The sequence below is a fragment of the Scandinavium goeteborgense genome, assembly GCF_003935895.2.
Taxonomy (GTDB): Bacteria; Pseudomonadota; Gammaproteobacteria; order Enterobacterales; family Enterobacteriaceae; genus Scandinavium; species Scandinavium goeteborgense.
The window spans coordinates 4313799-4334735 of record NZ_CP054058.1; the positions used below are offsets into that span (position 1 = coordinate 4313799).

12 protein-coding genes, 4 tRNA genes and 2 rRNA genes are annotated in these 20937 nt (G+C 51.4%); 1 reads left to right on the forward strand and 17 read right to left on the reverse strand.

Annotation, left to right across the window (positions count from 1 at the left end; translation table 11 throughout):
* Window positions 1-92: 92 nt before the first annotated feature.
* The 13 genes from rpoC to A8O29_RS21430 form a co-directional block, all read right to left on the reverse strand.
* Window positions 93-4316 (reverse strand): DNA-directed RNA polymerase subunit beta', encoded by a 4224-nt coding sequence (gene rpoC / locus A8O29_RS21370; RefSeq protein ID WP_110512492.1) that lies wholly within the window; start codon window positions 4314-4316, stop codon window positions 93-95.
* Window positions 4317-4392: 76 nt separating this feature from the next.
* Window positions 4393-8421, reverse strand: a complete 4029-nt coding sequence (gene rpoB, locus A8O29_RS21375; protein WP_110512491.1) for a DNA-directed RNA polymerase subunit beta — start codon at window positions 8419-8421, stop codon at window positions 4393-4395.
* Window positions 8422-8741: 320 nt separating this feature from the next.
* Window positions 8742-9107 (reverse strand): 50S ribosomal protein L7/L12, encoded by a 366-nt coding sequence (rplL, locus tag A8O29_RS21380; RefSeq protein ID WP_110512490.1) that lies wholly within the window; start codon window positions 9105-9107, stop codon window positions 8742-8744.
* Window positions 9108-9173: 66 nt separating this feature from the next.
* Entirely contained in the window at window positions 9174-9671 is a 498-nt protein-coding gene (gene rplJ / locus A8O29_RS21385; protein ID WP_110512489.1) for a 50S ribosomal protein L10, read from the reverse strand.
* A 295-nt stretch (window positions 9672-9966) separates the two neighbouring features.
* Window positions 9967-10671, reverse strand: a complete 705-nt coding sequence (gene rplA, locus A8O29_RS21390; protein WP_125355485.1) for a 50S ribosomal protein L1 — start codon at window positions 10669-10671, stop codon at window positions 9967-9969.
* A gap of 3 nt (window positions 10672-10674) precedes the next feature.
* On the reverse strand, window positions 10675-11103 hold the full coding sequence (gene rplK, locus A8O29_RS21395; RefSeq protein ID WP_110512487.1) for a 50S ribosomal protein L11: 429 nt from the start codon (window positions 11101-11103) through the stop codon (window positions 10675-10677).
* Window positions 11104-11248: 145 nt separating this feature from the next.
* On the reverse strand, window positions 11249-11794 hold the full coding sequence (nusG, locus tag A8O29_RS21400; protein ID WP_024548053.1) for a transcription termination/antitermination protein NusG: 546 nt from the start codon (window positions 11792-11794) through the stop codon (window positions 11249-11251).
* A gap of 1 nt (window position 11795) precedes the next feature.
* Entirely contained in the window at window positions 11796-12179 is a 384-nt protein-coding gene (gene secE / locus A8O29_RS21405) for a preprotein translocase subunit SecE (RefSeq protein ID WP_049842136.1), read from the reverse strand.
* A gap of 231 nt (window positions 12180-12410) precedes the next feature.
* Window positions 12411-13595, reverse strand: a complete 1185-nt coding sequence (gene tuf / locus A8O29_RS21410) for an elongation factor Tu (RefSeq protein ID WP_174081212.1) — start codon at window positions 13593-13595, stop codon at window positions 12411-12413.
* A 112-nt stretch (window positions 13596-13707) separates the two neighbouring features.
* Window positions 13708-13783: transfer RNA gene (locus A8O29_RS21415), tRNA-Thr, on the reverse strand.
* A gap of 5 nt (window positions 13784-13788) precedes the next feature.
* Window positions 13789-13863: transfer RNA gene (locus A8O29_RS21420), tRNA-Gly, on the reverse strand.
* Between the two features lie 116 nt (window positions 13864-13979).
* Window positions 13980-14064: transfer RNA gene (locus A8O29_RS21425), tRNA-Tyr, on the reverse strand.
* An 8-nt stretch (window positions 14065-14072) separates the two neighbouring features.
* A tRNA-Thr gene (locus A8O29_RS21430) sits at window positions 14073-14148 on the reverse strand.
* A 417-nt stretch (window positions 14149-14565) separates the two neighbouring features.
* Between A8O29_RS21430 and coaA the strand changes: the two genes are divergently transcribed.
* Window positions 14566-15516, forward strand: coding sequence for a type I pantothenate kinase (gene coaA, locus A8O29_RS21435; RefSeq protein ID WP_110512576.1), 951 nt, complete (start codon window positions 14566-14568; stop codon window positions 15514-15516).
* A 25-nt stretch (window positions 15517-15541) separates the two neighbouring features.
* Here the strand turns inward: coaA and birA are convergent, their stop codons facing one another.
* The 4 genes from birA to A8O29_RS21455 all read right to left on the reverse strand — a co-directional run bounded on the left by birA (window position 15542) and on the right by A8O29_RS21455 (window position 20782).
* Window positions 15542-16504: a bifunctional biotin--[acetyl-CoA-carboxylase] ligase/biotin operon repressor BirA gene (gene birA / locus A8O29_RS21440; protein ID WP_125355270.1), complete on the reverse strand. Its 963-nt coding sequence runs from the start codon at window positions 16502-16504 to the stop codon at window positions 15542-15544.
* Complete coding sequence (gene murB / locus A8O29_RS21445) at window positions 16501-17529, reverse strand: UDP-N-acetylmuramate dehydrogenase (protein ID WP_125355269.1); 1029 nt, start codon at window positions 17527-17529, stop codon at window positions 16501-16503. The genes birA and murB overlap by 4 nt, the downstream gene beginning before the upstream one ends.
* 135 nt (window positions 17530-17664) lie before the next feature.
* Window positions 17665-17780, reverse strand: a 5S ribosomal RNA gene (gene rrf / locus A8O29_RS21450).
* 96 nt (window positions 17781-17876) lie between these two features.
* Window positions 17877-20782: ribosomal RNA gene (locus A8O29_RS21455) — 23S ribosomal RNA — on the reverse strand.
* Window positions 20783-20937 lie beyond the last annotated feature (155 nt).

Consider the following 20937-nt stretch of genomic DNA (forward strand, 5'->3'; position numbering starts at 1 on the left):
GGGCATTTTTGTTTTTGCCGATAGACGACCGCGTACGACAGCCATAAAAAAACCCGCCGAAGCGGGTTTTTATTTAGCGTTATCAGCAACGATTAATCGTTGTCGGAACCGCCGAGGCCTGCGTTCAGCAGTTCTGCCAGGCTGGCAGACGCATCTTCAGCAGTCACCTGCGGTGCGGCAGGTACATCACCCGCTGCACGACGACGGATACGATCCTGATGGTACGCGTAACCGGTACCCGCAGGGATCAGACGACCCACGATGACGTTCTCTTTCAGACCGCGCAGTTCGTCGCGTTTGCCCGCAACGGCTGCTTCGGTCAGTACGCGAGTGGTCTCCTGGAACGATGCCGCAGAGATGAACGACTCGGTAGCCAAGGACGCTTTGGTGATACCCAGCAGATCACGCGCATACGTTGCGCTGATTTTGCCATCCGCTTCCAGATCGCGGTTTGCGATCTTAACGCGGGAGTATTCAACCTGCTCGCCTTCGAGGAAGTCGGAGCTGCCTGCGTTCGCGATGGTTGCTTTACGCAGCATCTGACGCACGATAACTTCGATGTGCTTATCGTTAATCTTAACGCCTTGCAGACGGTAAACTTCCTGCACTTCGTTAGTGATATAACGAGTCACCGCGTGAACACCACGCAGACGCAGAATGTCGTGTGGCGCTTCTGGGCCATCGGACACTACGTCACCGCGTTCTACGCGCTCACCTTCGAACACGTTGAGCTGACGCCATTTCGGAATCATCTCTTCGTACGCATCGCTACCGTCAATCGGGGAGATCACCAGACGGCGTTTACCTTTGGTTTCTTTACCGAAGGAAATGATACCGCTGATTTCTGCCAGAATTGCCGGCTCTTTCGGACGACGGGCTTCGAACAGATCCGCAACGCGTGGCAGACCACCGGTAATATCCTTGGTACCGCCGGATTCCTGTGGAATACGCGCCAGGGTGTCACCAGAGCTGATTTGCACGCCATCATCCAGCTGAACAATCGCTTTACCTGGCAGGAAGTACTGAGCCGGCATATCAGTGCCCGGGATCAGAACGTCGTTGCCTTTGGCATCGATGATTTTCAGTGCAGGACGCAGGTCTTTACCACCGGCAGTACGTTCTGCAGAATCCAGAACCACCAGGGAAGACAAACCGGTCAGTTCGTCGGTCTGACGAGTAATCGTCTGGCCGTCGACCATGTCAGTGAAGCGAATGAAACCAGACACTTCAGTGATAACCGGCATGGTGTGCGGATCCCAGTTTGCTACGGTCTCGCCGCCAGCAACCTGCTCACCATCACCTTTCGCCATTACAGCACCGTAAGGCACTTTATAGCTTTCTTTGGTACGACCGAATTCGTCGATCAGTTTCAGCTCGGTGTTACGAGAGGTCACAACCAGCTTGCCAGCGGAGTTAACAACCGACTTGGCGTTAGACAGCTTGATGCTACCCTTGTTTTTCACCTGGATGCTGGATTCAGCAGCCGCACGAGATGCCGCACCACCGATGTGGAACGTACGCATCGTCAGCTGTGTACCCGGCTCACCGATGGACTGTGCCGCGATAACACCAACTGCTTCACCTTTGTTGATGATGTGGCCACGCGCCAGGTCACGACCATAGCAGTGCGCACATACACCAAAGTCGGTGTCACAAGATACAACAGAGCGAACCTTCACGGAGTCAACAGAGTTAGCTTCGAGCAGGTCACACCAGTGTTCGTGCAGCAGCGTGTTGCGCGGAACAAGAATGTCCGCGGTGCCCGGCTTCAGAATATCTTCTGCAGTCACACGGCCCAGAACGCGATCGCGCAGCGGCTCTTTAACATCACCACCCTCGATAACCGGGGTCATGGTGATACCTTCGAGGGTGCCACAATCGTCTTCGGTAACAACCAGATCCTGTGCAACGTCAACCAGACGACGCGTCAGATAACCGGAGTTCGCCGTTTTCAGTGCGGTATCCGCCAGACCTTTACGAGCACCGTGAGTGGAGATGAAGTACTGGAGTACGTTCAGACCTTCACGGAAGTTCGCGGTGATTGGCGTTTCGATGATGGAGCCATCTGGCTTCGCCATCAGACCACGCATACCTGCCAGCTGACGAATCTGTGCTGCAGAACCACGCGCACCGGAGTCGGCCATCATGTAGATGCTGTTGAAGGAAACCTGCTGCTCTTCAACGCCGTCACGGTTAATTACGGTTTCAGTCTGCAGGTTATCCATCATCGCTTTGGAAACACGATCGTTCGCCGCAGCCCAGATATCGATAACTTTGTTGTAGCGTTCGCCCGCGGTTACCAGACCAGACTGGAACTGCTCCTGGATCTCAGCAACTTCAGCTTCCGCTTCAGAGATGATCTCGTGTTTCTTCTCTGGGATAACCATGTCGTCGATACCTACGGACGCACCTGAGCGCGCTGCATAGGCAAAACCGGTGTACATGGTCTGGTCAGCAAAGATAACGGTCGGCTTCAGGCCCAGAATGCGGTAACAGGTGTTCAGCATTTTGGAGATAGCTTTCTTGCCCAGCGCCTGGTTGACGATGGAGAAAGGCAGACCTTTCGGTACGATCATCCACAGAATCGCACGACCCACGGTCGTATCGACGATGCTGGTTTTCGCAACGAATTCGTCCTGAGCGTCTTTTTCGTATTCGGTGATACGCACTTTAACGCGCGCATGCAGAGAGGCCAGGCCAGCGCGATAAATACGCTCAGCTTCTTTAGGGCCAGTCAGCACCATGCCTTCGCCTTTGGCGTTAACACAGTCACGGGTCATGTAGTACAGACCCAATACAACGTCCTGAGAAGGAACGATGATTGGCTCGCCGTTCGCAGGTGACAGGATGTTGTTGGTAGACATCATCAGCGCACGCGCTTCGAGCTGGGCTTCCAGCGTCAGCGGTACGTGAACAGCCATCTGGTCACCATCGAAGTCGGCGTTATATGCCGCACAAACCAGCGGGTGCAGCTGAATTGCTTTACCTTCGATCAGAACCGGTTCAAACGCCTGGATACCCAAACGGTGCAGAGTTGGTGCACGGTTCAGCAGTACCGGGTGTTCGCGGATAACTTCGTCCAGGATATCCCAAACGACAGCTTCTTCGCGCTCAACCATTTTCTTAGCGGCTTTGATGGTGGTGGCCAGGCCACGCAGTTCCAACTTGCCGTAGATGAACGGTTTGAACAATTCCAGTGCCATTTTCTTAGGCAGACCGCACTGATGCAGACGCAGGTATGGACCTACGGTGATTACAGAACGACCGGAGTAGTCAACACGCTTACCGAGCAGGTTCTGACGGAAACGACCCTGTTTACCTTTGATCATATCGGCCAAAGATTTCAGAGGACGCTTGTTAGAACCGGTGATCGCACGACCGCGACGACCGTTATCCAGCAGGGCATCAACCGCTTCCTGCAGCATACGTTTTTCGTTACGTACGATGATATCTGGCGCAGCCAGATCCAGCAGACGTTTCAGACGGTTGTTACGGTTGATCACGCGACGATACAGATCGTTCAGATCCGACGTTGCGAAACGACCACCATCCAGCGGTACCAGTGGACGCAGATCTGGCGGCAGAACCGGCAGAACTGTCAGGATCATCCACTCTGGTTTGTTACCAGACTGAACGAACGCTTCCAGCAGTTTGATACGCTTGGTCAGCTTTTTACGCTTGGTTTCAGAGTTGGTTTCGTTCAGCTCTTCGCGCAGAGTTTCACACTCTTGCTCCAGATCCATGCTCTTCAGCAGGGCCTGGATAGCTTCCGCACCCATCTTCGCGTCGAATTCGTCACCAAACTCTTCCAGCGCATCCAGATACTGCTCTTCAGTCAGGATCTGATTGCGTTCCAGGTTGGTCATGCCGCCTTCGATAACAACATAAGATTCGAAGTACAGTACGCGTTCGATATCACGCAGTGGCATATCGAGCAGAAGACCGATACGGGACGGCAGAGATTTCAGGAACCAGATGTGGGCAGTCGGAGACGCCAGCTCGATGTGGCCCATGCGCTCACGGCGCACTTTGGTCTGGGTCACTTCAACGCCGCACTTCTCACAGATAACACCACGGTGTTTCAGGCGCTTGTACTTACCGCACAGGCACTCATAGTCTTTTACCGGCCCAAAAATACGGGCACAGAAGAGACCGTCACGTTCAGGTTTGAACGTACGGTAGTTGATGGTTTCCGGCTTTTTAACTTCACCAAAAGACCATGAACGGATCATGTCTGGCGATGCCAGAGCAATTTTGATCGCATCAAACTCTTCGGTTTTAGTTTGCGCTTTCAGAAACTTTAATAAGTCTTTCACGGATTTGCTCCCGTCGGAGTTAGCACAATCTGGCGCCGGGTATTACCCCGGCACCAGTGACCTGTTTGAGCGAGAGTTACTCGTCTTCCAGCTCGATGTTGATACCCAGGGAACGGATTTCTTTCAACAGTACGTTGAAGGATTCCGGCATGCCCGGTTCCATCTGATGGTTGCCGTCCACGATGTTTTTATACATCTTAGTACGACCATTCACGTCATCAGACTTAACAGTGAGCATTTCCTGCAGGGTGTATGCTGCGCCATATGCTTCCAGCGCCCACACTTCCATCTCACCGAAGCGCTGACCACCGAACTGTGCCTTACCACCCAGCGGCTGCTGAGTAACGAGGCTATAAGAACCGGTGGAACGAGCGTGCATCTTGTCATCGACCAGGTGGTTCAGTTTCAGCATGTACATGTAACCTACGGTTACCTGACGCTCAAACTGCTCACCGGTACGACCATCGAACAGTGTAATCTGACCGGAAGAAGGCAGACCGCCGAGCTCCAGGAGCTCTTTGATTTCTGACTCTTTCGCGCCATCGAAGACCGGAGTCGCGATTGGCATACCTTTTTTCAGGTTCTCAGCCAGACGCAGAACTTCGTCATCGGTAAAGGTGCTCAGGTCGACTTTCTGACGAATGTCGGTACCCAGATCGTAGGCACGCTGGATGAATTCGCGCAGTTTCGCGACTTCTTCTTGCTGCTTCAGCATGGCGTTGATCTTCTCGCCGATACCTTTCGCAGCCATACCCAGGTGAGTTTCCAGGATCTGACCGATGTTCATACGAGACGGTACACCCAGCGGGTTCAGTACGATGTCTACCGGCGTACCGTTAGCATCGTGCGGCATATCTTCGATCGGGTTGATCTTAGAGATAACACCCTTGTTACCGTGACGACCCGCCATTTTATCACCAGGCTGAATCTGACGTTTAACAGCCAGATACACCTTAACAATCTTCAGCACACCTGGTGCCAGATCGTCGCCCTGAGTGATTTTGCGGCGTTTCGCTTCGAGTTTCTTCTCGAACTCGTGCTTCAGTTCGTCGTACTGCTCAGCCAGCTGTTCCAGCTGATTTTGTTTCGCTTCGTCGGTCAGACCGAGTTCCAGCCAACGATCGCGTGGCAGTTTGTCGAGCTTCTCAGCTTCAACACCACCGGCAACCAGCACAGCGTAGATACGGCTAAACAGGCCAGCTTCAAGGATCTGCAATTCTTCAGACAGGTCTTTCTTCGCCTGCTTCAGCTGCATCTCTTCGATTTCCAGCGCACGTTTGTCTTTTTCCACGCCATCGCGGGTAAAGACCTGAACGTCGATAATCGTACCGGAAACACCGTTTGGTACGCGCAGAGAAGAGTCTTTAACGTCAGACGCTTTCTCACCGAAGATTGCACGCAGCAGTTTCTCTTCTGGCGTCAGCTGGGTTTCACCTTTAGGCGTTACCTTACCAACCAGAATATCGCCGCCGGTCACTTCCGCACCGATGTAAACGATACCGGATTCATCAAGTTTAGAGAGCGCAGCTTCACCCACGTTAGGGATGTCAGCGGTGATCTCTTCTGGCCCCAGCTTGGTGTCACGGGACACACATGCCAGTTCCTGAATGTGAATCGTGGTGAAACGATCTTCCTGAACCACACGCTCGGAGACCAAGATGGAGTCTTCGAAGTTGTAGCCGTTCCACGGCATGAACGCTACGCGCATGTTCTGACCGAGCGCCAGTTCACCGAGGTCGGTAGACGGGCCATCTGCCAGCACGTCGCCGCGCTCAATTGGTTCACCCAGGTTTACACACGGCATCTGGTTGATGCAGGTGTTCTGGTTAGAACGGGTGTATTTGGTCAGGTTATAAATGTCGATACCTGCTTCGCCCGGGTACATCTCGTCGTCGTTAACTTTGATAACGATACGGGATGCATCCACGTACTGAACGGTACCACCACGTTTGGCAACGGCGGTTACGCCGGAGTCAACCGCTACAGCACGTTCCATACCGGTACCAACCAGCGGCTTATCAGCACGCAGAGTTGGAACCGCCTGACGTTGCATGTTCGCACCCATCAATGCACGGTTCGCATCATCGTGTTCAAGGAACGGGATCAGGGACGCACCGACGGAAACCACCTGTTGGGTGGAAACGTCCATGTAGTCAACCTGGTCACGGCTGAACAGGCTTGATTCGCCTCTGCTACGACAGGTTACCAGGTCTTCTTCAAAGTGGTTTTCGTCATCCAGGTTGGAGTTCGCCTGAGCGATGACGTAGTTGCCTTCTTCGATAGCAGACAGGTAATGAATTTCGTCAGTCACAACACCGTCGGTCACTTTACGGTACGGAGTCTCGAGGAAACCGTATTCGTTTGTCTGTGCGTACACGGACAGTGAGTTGATCAGACCGATGTTTGGACCTTCAGGCGTTTCGATTGGACATACGCGACCGTAGTGAGTCGGGTGTACGTCTCGAACTTCAAAGCCCGCACGTTCACGGGTCAGACCGCCTGGGCCGAGGGCAGAAATACGACGCTTGTGCGTGATTTCAGACAACGGGTTGTTCTGGTCCATAAACTGAGACAGCTGGCTGGAACCAAAGAACTCTTTCACCGCAGCAGAAATCGGCTTGGCGTTGATCATGTCCTGAGGCATCAGGGTGTCGAGATCGCCCAGAGACAGACGCTCTTTAACCGCACGCTCTACACGCACCAGGCCAACACGGAACTGGTTTTCAGCCATTTCGCCAACGGAACGGATACGACGGTTGCCGAGGTGGTCGATATCATCCACTTCGCCCTGGCCGTTACGAATACCGATCAGTTTACGCATAACCTGGATGATGTCGTCTTTGCTCAGGATACCTGAACCTTCGATTTCATCACGCAGCAGAGAACGGTTGAACTTCATACGACCAACCGCTGACAGGTCATAGCGGTCTTCGGAGAAGAACAGGTTCTCGAACAGGCTTTCAGCCGCTTCGCGAGTTGGTGGCTCACCAGGACGCATCATACGGTAGATCTCAACCAGCGCGCTTAAGCGGTCATTGGTTGGGTCGACACGAATGGTCTCGGACATGTATGCGCCGTGATCCAGGTCGTTGGTGAACAGCGTTTCGATACGCTTGTGACCAGACTGGCTCAGCTTAGCCAGCAGATCCAGGCTCAACTCCATGTTCGCCGGGCAGATCAGCTCGCCAGTGGACGCATCGACATAGTCTTTTGCAGCCACTTTGCCAGCGATGTACTCAACCGGAACTTCGATGAGTTTAATGTCATCTTTTTCCAGCTGGCGAATGTGGCGTGCAGTGATACGACGACCTTTCTCGATGTACACCTTACCGTCTGCTTCGATATCGAAGGAGGCAGTTTCGCCACGCAGACGCTCAGGAATGAGTTCCATCTGCAGCTTGTTATCACGGATTTCGAAAATAACTTTTTCGAAGAACAGATCAAGGATCTGCTCTGTGGTGTAGCTCAGCGCACGCAGGATGATGGTCGCAGGCAGCTTACGACGACGGTCGATACGGACAAACAGGTTGTCTTTCGGATCGAACTCGAAGTCCAGCCAGGAACCACGGTAAGGGATGATACGTGCGTTATAAAGCACTTTACCCGAAGAGTGGGTTTTACCCTTATCGCTGTCAAAGAAGACGCCCGGGCTACGGTGCAACTGAGAAACGATAACACGCTCAGTACCGTTGATGACAAAGGTACCGTTATCGGTCATGAGCGGAATTTCGCCCATGTACACTTCTTGTTCTTTAATGTCTTTTACTGTGCCTTCCGGCGCTTCACGCTCATAAATCACCAGACGCAGTTTTACGCGCAGGGGAGCGGAATAGGTCACGCCGCGAATCTGACATTCTTTAACGTCAAATACAGGCTCGCCCAGACGATAGCTCACATACTGCAGCTCTGAATTGCCGCTGTAGCTCGCGATCGGGAACACGGAGCGGAAAGCCGCTTCGAGACCATACTGACCTTCAGGATCTTGCTCGATGAACTTCTGGAACGAGTCAAGCTGGATAGAAAGGAGATAAGGTATGTCCAGAACTTGTGGACGTTTACCAAAATCCTTACGAATACGTTTTTTCTCGGTATAGGAGTAAACCATAGGGTTCCTCAGCTCGCTGACAAGTCGACCGACTCTGCCCATTAGAGGGGCAGTTTATGCAACACTATTTTGTGGACCGGAAAATGGAACACTTTCCGCAATACCTGTTGCTATCACGCTTAAACCATTTCGTTGCGGTTTACACAAGGCGAGCACCCTGTCGCAATATATTAAGTCGTCGATAGAAACAAGCATTGTCAGGACAGCCAGCAGTCAAACAGTGTGAAATGCTACTGGCGCCTTACAGCGCAAAAAGGCTGGTGACTAAAAAGTCACCAGCCATCAGCCTAATTACTCAGGCTGCAACCGGAAGGGTTGGCTTATTTAACTTCAACTTCAGCGCCAGCTTCTTCCAGAGATTTTTTCAGTGCTTCTGCGTCATCTTTGCTCACGCCTTCTTTCAGAGCGGCTGGAGCAGATTCTACCAGGTCTTTAGCTTCTTTCAGACCCAGGCCAGTTGCGCCACGTACAGCTTTGATAACTGCAACTTTGTTAGCGCCAACTGCTTTCAGAACGACGTCGAATTCAGTTTTTTCTTCAGCAGCTTCAGCTGGGCCTGCAGCAACAGCTACAGCGGCAGCAGCGGAAACACCGAATTTTTCTTCCATTGCAGAGATCAGTTCTACAACGTCCATTACAGACATAGCGGATACTGCTTCAATGATTTGATCTTTAGTGATAGACATTTAAATTGTTCCTGAAAATCAGAATTAGTTTATACGTAAGCCAATGCTTTATAAAGATAACCGCTATTAAGCAGCTTCTTTCGCATCGCGTACAGCAGCCAGAGTGCGAACCAGTTTGCCAGCCGAAGCTTCTTTCATGGTTGCCATCAGGCGTGCAATTGCTTCGTCGTAGGTTGGCAGTGTAGCCAGGCGATCGATTTGCGATGCCGGGATCAACTCACCTTCAAAGGCTGCGGCTTTGACCTCAAATTTTGCATTCGCTTTCGCGAAATCTTTGAACAGACGAGCAGCTGCGCCCGGGTGTTCCATAGAATATGCAATCAGGGTCGGACCAACAAACGTGTCTTTCAGGCACTCAAACTGAGAACCTTCAACGACGCGGCGCAGCAGGGTGTTACGAACAACACGCATGTATACGCCAGCTTCACGGCCTGCTTTACGCAGTTCGGTCATTTTGTCTACAGTAACGCCACGGGAATCCGCAACCACTGCAGACAGCGCGCCTTTGGCTACTTCGCTGACTTCAGCAACAATCGCTTGTTTGTCTTGAAGATTTAAAGCCATTAGCTTTGCTCCTGGATGTTTGCCAGAGATTATCTCTGGAACTCACTTCACTCTTTCCAACGAAAGAGCGTCTTAATACGGTGAGCAGAAACAAGCCAAAGAGTATCAAAAATAATCTTAGCGTTCTGTCACCGTCTACGCAGGGTATTAAGTTTCTGACGAAACGCCTGCGGTCTTCGACGGAGGCCTGGATTAGGCCAGGCTCCAACGAACAAATCTGTATCTGCTAACCACAGTTAACAGAATCGTGGGGGGAAGATTGTAGACAAATCCACCGCCCACGTAAAGGCTAATCTTAGTTCGCTACTGCGGTAAGACCAGCCTGATCAACGGCAACGCCAGCACCCATGGTGGTGGAGAGGCTGACTTTCTTGATGTACACGCCTTTAGCCTGAGTTGGTTTCGCTTTTTTCAGCGCAACCAGCAGGGATTCCAGGTTTTCTTTCAGTTTGTCAGCGTCAAAATCCACTTTACCGATGGTGGTGTGGATGATGCCGTTTTTGTCGTTACGATAACGAACCTGACCTGCTTTAGCGTTATTAACCGCTTCAGCAACGTTAGGCGTTACAGTACCAACTTTAGGGTTAGGCATCAGGCCACGTGGACCCAGAACCTGGCCCAGCTGGCCAACAACGCGCATTGCATCCGGGGAAGCAATAACAACGTCAAAGTTCATTTCGCCTTTCTTGATCTGGTCAGCCAGATCTTCCATACCTACCAGCTCTGCGCCAGCAGCTTTAGCTGCTTCAGCGTTTGCGCCTTGGGCAAATACGGCTACGCGAACGGAACGGCCAGTACCGTGTGGCAGTACAGTTGCACCACGTACGTTCTGGTCAGATTTACGAGCGTCGATGCCGAGGTTAACAGCAACGTCTACGCTTTCGGTAAATTTAGCGGTGGCCAGCTCTTTCAGAAGAGCGATGGCTTCGTTGATGTCATACTGTTTAGTTACATCAACTTTCTCACGGATCACGCGCATACGCTTGGTCAGTTTAGCCATTTCTTAATCCTCCACTACCAGGCCCATGGAACGCGCAGTACCTTCGATTGAGCGAGTCATCGCTTCAATGTCAGCACCAGTCATGTCGGCAGCTTTAGTCTGCGCGATTTCCTGCAGCTGAGCGCGAGAAATTTTACCAACTTTCTCTTTGTTCGGCTTGCCGGAACCAGACTTAATACCTGCAGCTTTCTTCAGCAGAACCGCAGCTGGCGGAGTCTTGGTGATGAAAGTGAATGAGCGGTCAGCGTAAACGGTGATGACGACAGGAGTCGGCAGACCTTTTTCCAGGGATTCAGTTTTCGCGTTGAACGCTTTACAGAATTCCATGATGTTCACGCCCTGCTGGCCCAGTGCTGGACCAACCGGTGGACTTGGGTTCGCCATACCAGCTGCAACCTGCAGCTTGACGTAGGCTTGTACTTTCTTAGCCATTCTCAATTTCCTCTATTGGGTAATAGCGCCTCAAGGAGGCTCCCCGTGATTAATACGTGATTTATGCGCACAAGGCCCATAAATACAAAAGGCGCGAAATTGTATGCCAATCTCGCGCCCTGTGCAACAAAGAATTGCTGCTTATTTATGCTTTTTCAACCTGGCCGAAGTCCAGTTCTACCGGCGTTGCACGCCCGAAGATAGAGACTGAAACTTTCAGGCGGGACTTCTCGTAGTCCACCTCTTCAACCACACCGTTGAAGTCTGCAAACGGGCCGTCGCTAACGCGGACCATTTCACCCGGTTCGAACAGAGTTTTAGGACGCGGCTTATCACCAACCTGCTGCAGGCGGTTCATAATCGCATCAACTTCTTTATCGCTAATCGGCGCCGGACGATCGGAAGTACCACCGATGAAGCCCATTACGCGTGGCACGCTACGCACCAGGTGCCAGCTGGCGTCATTCATCACCATCTGTACCAGCACATAACCTGGGAAGAATTTGCGCTCGCTCTTGCGACGCTGGCCGCCACGAATTTCGACCACTTCTTCGGTCGGAACCATGACTTCACCAAACAACTCTTCCATATTGTGTAATTTGATATGCTCACGCAGCGAAGTGGCTACGCGGCCTTCAAAACCGGAAAACGCCTGAACGACGTACCAGCGCTTTTTAGGAGCTTCAGACATCTCAGAACCTCAGGCCAGTGATAAAAGAGACCAGGCGAACCAGAATACCATCCAGTCCCCACAGGATCAGCGACATGACAGCAGTAACTGCGGCCACAATCAGCGTAGTGTGCAGCGTTTCTTGACGCGTCGGCCAAATGACCTTACGGACTTCGGTTCTCGCTTCACGAGCAAACGCTACGGTCGCCTTGCCTTTGGTCGTCAACAGCGCGACACCGCCCGCTGCAGCAATCAGAATCACTACGGCCAGCGCACGCAGCGGCAACATCATGTCGCGATAAAGGTAGTTGCCCACAATAGCTACAATCAGCAGTACGGCAACGATCACCCACTTCATCGCTTCCAGGCCGCGCCCGCTCCCTTGAGCTTCGGTATTCGCACTCATAAACCAACCTGTCACAAGTATTCGACAAACATCTTTGCCCCGCGAGAGTGCGAGGCAACCAAAACCGAAATGCTCTGCTGCGTTTCGGACTAAACGCCCTCTTCAGAGCCTGTCTCAGCAATGATTATGACAAAAAAAATCACTGATGAGCCAGGTTCTGGTTCGAAAGCGTGCAAAAAGGGCATCAAATGATGCCCTTTTATTGCGCATTGCGTCAAATGTTATCCGCGATTAGCTGATAACTTTAGCAACAACGCCTGCGCCTACGGTACGGCCGCCTTCACGGATTGCGAAACGCAGACCGTCATCCATCGCGATTGGGTGGATCAGGGTAACAACCATTTTGATGTTGTCGCCTGGCATTACCATCTCAACGCCTTCTGGCAGTTCGATGGTACCGGTCACGTCAGTTGTACGGAAGTAGAACTGTGGACGGTAGCCTTTGAAGAACGGAGTATGACGGCCGCCTTCATCTTTGGACAGGATGTACACTTCAGATTCGAACTTGGTGTGCGGGTTGATTGAACCCGGCTTGGCCAGAACCTGACCACGTTCGATTTCTTCGCGTTTGATACCACGCAGCAGAACACCAACGTTCTCACCAGCACGGCCTTCGTCCAGCAATTTGCGGAACATTTCAACGCCAGTACAGGTAGTTTTCGCAGTTTCTTTGATACCAACGATTTCTACTTCTTCACCAACTTTAACGATACCGCGCTCTACACGACCGGTAACAACAGTACCACGGCCGGAGATGGAGAATACGTCTTCGATTGGCAGCAGGAATGGCTTGTCGATCGCACGTTCTGGTTCTGGGATGTAAGAATCCAGGAAGCCAGCCAGTTCGATGATTTTAGCTTCCCACTCAGCTTCGCCTTCCAGCGCTTTCAGCGCGGAACCACGAACGATAGGAGTGTCGTCGCCTGGGAAATCGTACTGGGACAGGAGTTCACGAACTTCCATCTCAACCAGTTCCAGCAGCTCTTCGTCATCAACCATGTCACATTTGTTCAGGAACACGATGATGAAAGGAACGCCTACCTGACGACCCAGCAGGATGTGCTCACGAGTCTGTGGCATAGGGCCATCAGTCGCAGCAACAACCAGGATAGCGCCATCCATCTGCGCAGCACCGGTGATCATGTTTTTAACATAGTCGGCGTGGCCTGGGCAGTCTACGTGTGCGTAGTGGCGAGTCGGGGTGTCATATTCAACGTGGGAAGTGTTGATGGTGATACCACGAGCTTTTTCTTCTGGTGCGTTATCGATCTGGTCGAATGCGCGAGCAGAACCACCGTAGGTCTTAGCCAGTACGGAGGTGATTGCAGCAGTCAGCGTTGTTTTACCATGGTCAACGTGGCCGATAGTACCGACGTTAACGTGCGGTTTTGTACGTTCAAACTTTTCTTTAGACATCGATTGTCCCTCTAAGACACGGATAAATCGGTGATATCACCACATCAACCAGGCAACATGCCTGACTTGTTGAATGCAAGTAACAGAGAGAAACAGGGAGGAGGAGATGAAGTGGTGCTGATACCCAGAGTCGAACTGGGGACCTCACCCTTACCAAGGGTGCGCTCTACCAACTGAGCCATATCAGCACGTCTGGAGCGGGCAGCGGGAATCGAACCCGCATCATCAGCTTGGAAGGCTGAGGTAATAGCCATTATACGATGCCCGCATCCTGAAACTCGGCTACCCAGTTCTTTCTGTAACAAAAAAGAGATTTCTCTCTTTTATTGTTCGGGTCGGTGATTTTACTCGACCAACCCAGGCGGCTAAAACGCTGCCAGAAAGTGGTGGTGGGGGAAGGATTCGAACCTTCGAAGTCTGTGACGGCAGATTTACAGTCTGCTCCCTTTGGCCGCTCGGGAACCCCACCGGACTTGATGGTGCCGACTACCGGAATCGAACTGGTGACCTACTGATTACAAGTCAGTTGCTCTACCTACTGAGCTAAGTCGGCATCAAGTAGCGCGCATTTTAGGGAGACATGCGCATGCATGCAACTAAAAAATTGCATAAAATGACTCTTTGCTTATATTTTGCGCACATCGGCGCAATAGTGATGAAAAAGACATCATTTGAGAACAAAAAATGGGCGAATCATCCCTTTTCCTTCTTCTCTTATTACTCATGGCATGGGAAGAAAGTGTATTGCCCGTTACCAGAATCCATTTTGCGGCTCCCTTTACTCTTTATGACGACCACATCCGCAACGACGATGTGACGCTTTCTAATGAAAGCATCACTAAATCTGATTTTTTCTTCTTATTCCATTCAATCTGGTGTTAACCTCCTGCCCATTGTCCTGATTAACTGAAAAGTGCCGCCTCATCACGTTTCGGCAGACGGAATGGGTGACAGCGAGCAGAACATGCTTATGAGCAAAAAAGAGCAAACGTTAATGACGCCGTATCTACAGTTCAACCGTAGCCAGTGGGCTGCACTTCGTGATTCCGTACCGATGACCCTCACTGAAGGGGAAATCACGCGGCTGAAAGGCATTAACGAAGACCTGTCACTGGAAGAAGTGGCTGAGATCTATCTGCCACTGTCGCGTTTGCTAAACTTCTACATCAGCTCTAGTTTGCGTCGCCAGGCTGTTCTGGAACAGTTCCTGGGCACCAACTCTCCGCGTATTCCTTATGTGATTAGTATTGCCGGCAGCGTTGCGGTCGGTAAGAGCACCACCGCGCGTGTACTGCAGGCATTGCTCAGTCGCTGGCCGGAACATCGCCGCGTTGAATTGATTACCACTGATGGCTTCCTGCATCCTAATGAAGTATTGAAAGAACGCGGGCTGATGAAGAAGAAAGGCTTCCCGCAGTCTTATGACATGCATCGACTGGTGAAGTTTGTTTCTGATATTAAGTCGGGCGCCCCTGATGTGACCGCTCCTGTCTACTCCCACTTAATTTATGATGTCATCTCTGACGGGGATAAGACGGTAACGCATCCGGATATTTTGATCCTCGAAGGTTTAAATGTCCTGCAGAGCGGCATGGATTATCCTCACGATCCACATCATGTATTTGTTTCTGATTTCGTCGATTTCTCGATTTATGTTGATGCGCCAGAAGAGTTACTGAAAAATTGGTACATCAACCGCTTCCTGAAATTCCGTGAAGGGGCATTTACCGATCCTGATTCCTATTTCCATAATTACGCAAAATTATCCAAAGACGAAGCAGTCAATATTGCGACCTCTCTGTGGAATGAAATCAACCTAGTGAATCTTAAAGAAAATATACTTCCGACACGCGAACGTGCCAGCCTGGTTTTGACCAAAAGTGCAAACCATTCCGTCAATGAAGTGCGGTTGAGAAAATAAAAAAGGGAGCTTCGGCTCCCTTTTCTTATTCCGCGCTACGTAGTGAGATTTCCCCGCCCACCCAGGGCTTAATGGCTCCATCCTGTTCAAGCAAGAGCGCTCCCTGCGTATCAATTCCCCGAGATGTACCGAATATCTCTTTCTCACCAATAATAAGTTTTACCGGACGGTGAATAAAATTATCCAGCTTCTCCCATCGGGAAAGATAGGGAGTCAATCCTTCTTGCTCGAATAGTACTAACGCAGCGCGGAGCTCTTTAATTAATCGAACAGCAAGCGTATTGCGGTCAATTTTAATTCCTGCTTCCTGCAGATTGATCCAACCTTGATTGATCACATCTGTCTCAACCCGGCGCATCGCAAGGTTGATACCAGCTCCGATCACGATCTGTGCCGCATCTCCGGTTTTACCGGTTAATTCGACAAGGATACCGGCAAGTTTACGATCCATCAGATAGAGATCGTTTGGCCATTTGACGCGGACTTTATCGGCACCGAGGCTTTGTAATACTTCAGCCATAACAATGCCAATTACCAGACTTAAGCCAATGGCAGCCGCGGGGCCTTGTTCAAGACGCCAGTACATGGACAGATAAAGATTGGCGCCGAACGGAGAAAACCATTTACGTCCGCGACGTCCACGCCCGGCCTGTTGATACTCAGCCACACAGACATCACCGGATTGGAGGCTTGCCAGTCTATCAAGCAGATACTGGTTAGTGGAGTCGATAACAGGCAGAACAATAACCGAACCCTCGCTTATGCTGTTACGAATGAACTCTTCATTCAGCAACTGGATGGGCTCCGGAAGGCTGTACCCTTTTCCAGGCACGGTAAACACATCAACACCCCAGTCGCGTAACGTCTGGATATGCTTATTAATGGCTGCCCGGCTCATGCCCAGTCTTTCACCCAGTTGTTCACCAGAATGAAATTCACCATCCGATAAAATCGAAATCAACGTTAAGGGAACCGTATTATCTTTCACGCAATGACCTCTACTGCGTTAACTTCGCCACGCTCGCCGATAAACCTGACTTCAGGCTCCAGCCAGACATCAAACTTCTCACCCACTTGCTGGCGCACATAATGTGCAAGGTCCACAACATTGTCGCTGGTCGCATTATTGTCGTTAATCAGGACAAGGGCCTGCTGTCGGTGCACCATCGCCCCGCCGACACTTTTGCCTTTCAGCTGACATTGGTCGATAAGCCAGCCGGCCGCAAGTTTTACGCAGCCATCAGCCTGGGGATAATGTGGGGCATTCGGGAAGGAAGCCAGCAATTTGTCCGCTACATCACGAGTAATCACCGGGTTTTTAAAGAAGCTGCCCGCATTGCCGTTAACTTTAGGGTCAGGCAATTTGGTCATCCGCATATGACAAACAGCATCGAATACTTCTTGAGGTGTTACCGTTTGCGGGTCCAGGCGCGTTAAATCGCCATAGCTCAGAACTGGCTGCCACTGCTTCAGCAGTTTCAGACCAACGGCGACTATCACATACCTGTCCTGATATTCATGCTTAAAGATACTGTCCCGATATCCAAAACGGCATTCATCCGCAGTCAGGCGTTTAGGCACCCCGGTCGCCAGTTCAATACAATCCACGAACTCGCACACGCGCTGTAATTCTACGCCGTAAGCACCGATATTCTGGATAGGTGAGGAGCCTGTACATCCGGGGATCAATGCCAGGTTTTCAAGTCCAGGCATGCCATTTTCTAACGTAAACTTCACCAGACTGTGCCAGTTTTCACCCGCACCGACATGTAAATGCCATGCATCTGGCTGCTCAGTGACCTTAATGCCTTTAATTCGGTTAACCAGTACAACACCAGAATAATCTTTCAGGAAGAGGACATTGCTTCCCTCACCCAGGATCAATGTCGGCAGTTTTTCTGAGGTTGCTTGCTGCCAGGCATCCAATAATTGCGAGGCAGTTTCAGCACAAACGATACGCACGGCATGGTGATCAATACCGAAGGTGTTCCAGGGCTTTAAGGAGTGATTCATAGTGGCTTCCAGATGCAAAAACCTGGTTAGTGTACCGTATTCAGTGAGGGAAGGCTTGTGGATAACGCTGTGGACAGGCTGCGCATAAACGCAAAAAACCCCGGCCTTTCGGTCGGGGTTTCTTACTTGTTTGATGCCTGGCAGTTCCCTACTCTCGCATGGGGAGACCCCACACTACCATCGGCGCTACGGCGTTTCACTTCTGAGTTCGGCATGGGGTCAGGTGGGACCACCGCGCTGTTGCCGCCAGGCAAATTCTGTTTACCAACACACCCTTCAGGGTCTGTCAGTTAATCTGTTTCAAGCTGAATATCGTGTCTCTCACGCCAAAACATCTTCGGCGTTGTAAGGTTAAGCCTCACGGTTCATTAGTACTGGTTAGCTCAACGTATCGCTACGCTTACACACCCAGCCTATCAACGTCGTAGTCTTCAACGTTCCTTCAGGACTCTCAAGGAGTCAGGGAGAACTCATCTCGGGGCAAGTTTCGTGCTTAGATGCTTTCAGCACTTATCTTTTCCGCATTTAGCTACCGGGCAATGCCATTGGCATGACAACCCGAACACCAGTGATGCGTCCACTCCGGTCCTCTCGTACTAGGAGCAGCCCCCCTCAATTCTCCAGCGCCCACGGCAGATAGGGACCGAACTGTCTCACGACGTTCTAAACCCAGCTCGCGTACCACTTTAAATGGCGAACAGCCATACCCTTGGGACCTACTTCAGCCCCAGGATGTGATGAGCCGACATCGAGGTGCCAAACACCGCCGTCGATATGAACTCTTGGGCGGTATCAGCCTGTTATCCCCGGAGTACCTTTTATCCGTTGAGCGATGGCCCTTCCATTCAGAACCACCGGATCACTATGACCTGCTTTCGCACCTGCTCGAGCCGTCACTCTCGCAGTCAAGCTAGCTTATGCCATTGCACTAACCTCCTGATGTCCGACCAGGATTAGCTAACCTTCGTGCTCCTCCGTTACTCTTTGGGAGGAGACCGCCCCAGTCAAACTACCCACCAGACACTGTCCGCAACCCGGATTACGGGTCTACGTTAGAACATCAAACATTAAAGGGTGGTATTTCAAGGTTGGCTCCACAAGAACTGGCGTCCTCGCTTCAAAGCCTCCCACCTATCCTACACATCAAGGCTCAATGTTCAGTGTCAAGCTATAGTAAAGGTTCACGGGGTCTTTCCGTCTTGCCGCGGGTACACTGCATCTTCACAGCGAGTTCAATTTCACTGAGTCTCGGGTGGAGACAGCCTGGCCATCATTACGCCATTCGTGCAGGTCGGAACTTACCCGACAAGGAATTTCGCTACCTTAGGACCGTTATAGTTACGGCCGCCGTTTACCGGGGCTTCGATCAAGAGCTTCTCCCTAAGGATAACCCCATCAATTAACCTTCCGGCACCGGGCAGGCGTCACACCGTATACGTCCACTTTCGTGTTTGCACAGTGCTGTGTTTTTAATAAACAGTTGCAGCCAGCTGGTATCTTCGACTGATTTCAGCTCCATCCGCAGGGACTTCACCTACACATCAGCGTGCCTTCTCCCGAAGTTACGGCACCATTTTGCCTAGTTCCTTCACCCGAGTTCTCTCAAGCGCCTTGGTATTCTCTACCTGACCACCTGTGTCGGTTTGGGGTACGATTTCGTGTTACCTGATGCTTAGAGGCTTTTCCTGGAAGCAGGGCATCTGTTACTTCAGTACCGTAGTACCTCGTCATCACACCTCAGCGTTAGATAAGAGTCCGGATTTACCTAAACTCTCCGCCTACATGCTTAAACCGGGACAACCGTCGCCCGGATAACATAGCCTTCTCCGTCCCCCCTTCGCAGTAACACCAAGTACAGGAATATTAACCTGTTTCCCATCGACTACGCCTTTCGGCCTCGCCTTAGGGGTCGACTCACCCTGCCCCGATTAACGTTGGACAGGAACCCTTGGTCTTCCGGCGAGCGGGCTTTTCACCCGCTTTATCGTTACTTATGTCAGCATTCGCACTTCTGATACCTCCAGCTACCCTCACAGGCCACCTTCAACGGCTTACAGAACGCTCCCCTACCCAACAACACATAGTGTCGCTGCCGCAGCTTCGGTGCATAGTTTAGCCCCGTTACATCTTCCGCGCAGGCCGACTCGACCAGTGAGCTATTACGCTTTCTTTAAATGATGGCTGCTTCTAAGCCAACATCCTGGCTGTCTGAGCCTTCCCACATCGTTTCCCACTTAACTATGACTTTGGGACCTTAGCTGGCGGTCTGGGTTGTTTCCCTCTTCACGACGGACGTTAGCACCCGCCGTGTGTCTCCCGTGATAACATTCTTCGGTATTCGTAGTTTGCATCGGGTTGGTAAGTCGGGATGACCCCCTAGCCGAAACAGTGCTCTACCCCCGAAGATGAGTTCACGAGGCGCTACCTAAATAGCTTTCGGGGAGAACCAGCTATCTCCCGGTTTGATTGGCCTTTCACCCCCAGCCACAAGTCATCCGCTAATTTTTCAACATTAGTCGGTTCGGTCCTCCAGTTAGTGTTACCCAACCTTCAACCTGCCCATGGCTAGATCACCGGGTTTCGGGTCTATACCCTGCAACTTAACGCCCAGTTAAGACTCGGTTTCCCTTCGGCTCCCCTATTCGGTTAACCTTGCTACAGAATATAAGTCGCTGACCCATTATACAAAAGGTACGCAGTCACCTAACAAGTAGGCTCCCACTGCTTGTACGTACACGGTTTCAGGTTCTTTTTCACTCCCCTCGCCGGGGTTCTTTTCGCCTTTCCCTCACGGTACTGGTTCACTATCGGTCAGTCAGGAGTATTTAGCCTTGGAGGATGGTCCCCCCATATTCAGACAGGATACCACGTGTCCCGCCCTACTCTTCGAGTTCACAACGCGTGCATTTTCATGTACGGGGCTATCACCCTGTATCGCCGGACTTTCCAGACCGTTCCATTAACACGCGCGCTGATTCAGACTCTGGGCTCCTCCCCGTTCGCTCGCCGCTACTGGGGGAATCTCGGTTGATTTCTTTTCCTCGGGGTACTTAGATGTTTCAGTTCCCCCGGTTCGCCTCATTAAGCTATGTATTCACTTAATGATAGTGTGTCGAAACACACTGGGTTTCCCCATTCGGGTATCGCCGGGTCAAAGGTTCATATCACCTCGCCGACGCTTATCGCAGATTAGCACGCCCTTCATCGCCTCTGACTGCCAGGGCATCCACCGTGTACGCTTAGTCGCTTAACCTCACAACCCGAAGATGTTTCTTTCGATTCATCATCGACTTGCAATAATTTGAGAGACTCGAACACACCGTATTTTCCTTTCTTATTACGGAGAAAGGAAACAGTGTGTCGTTTCAATTTTCAGCTTGATCCAGATTTTTAAAGAGCAAAACTTCG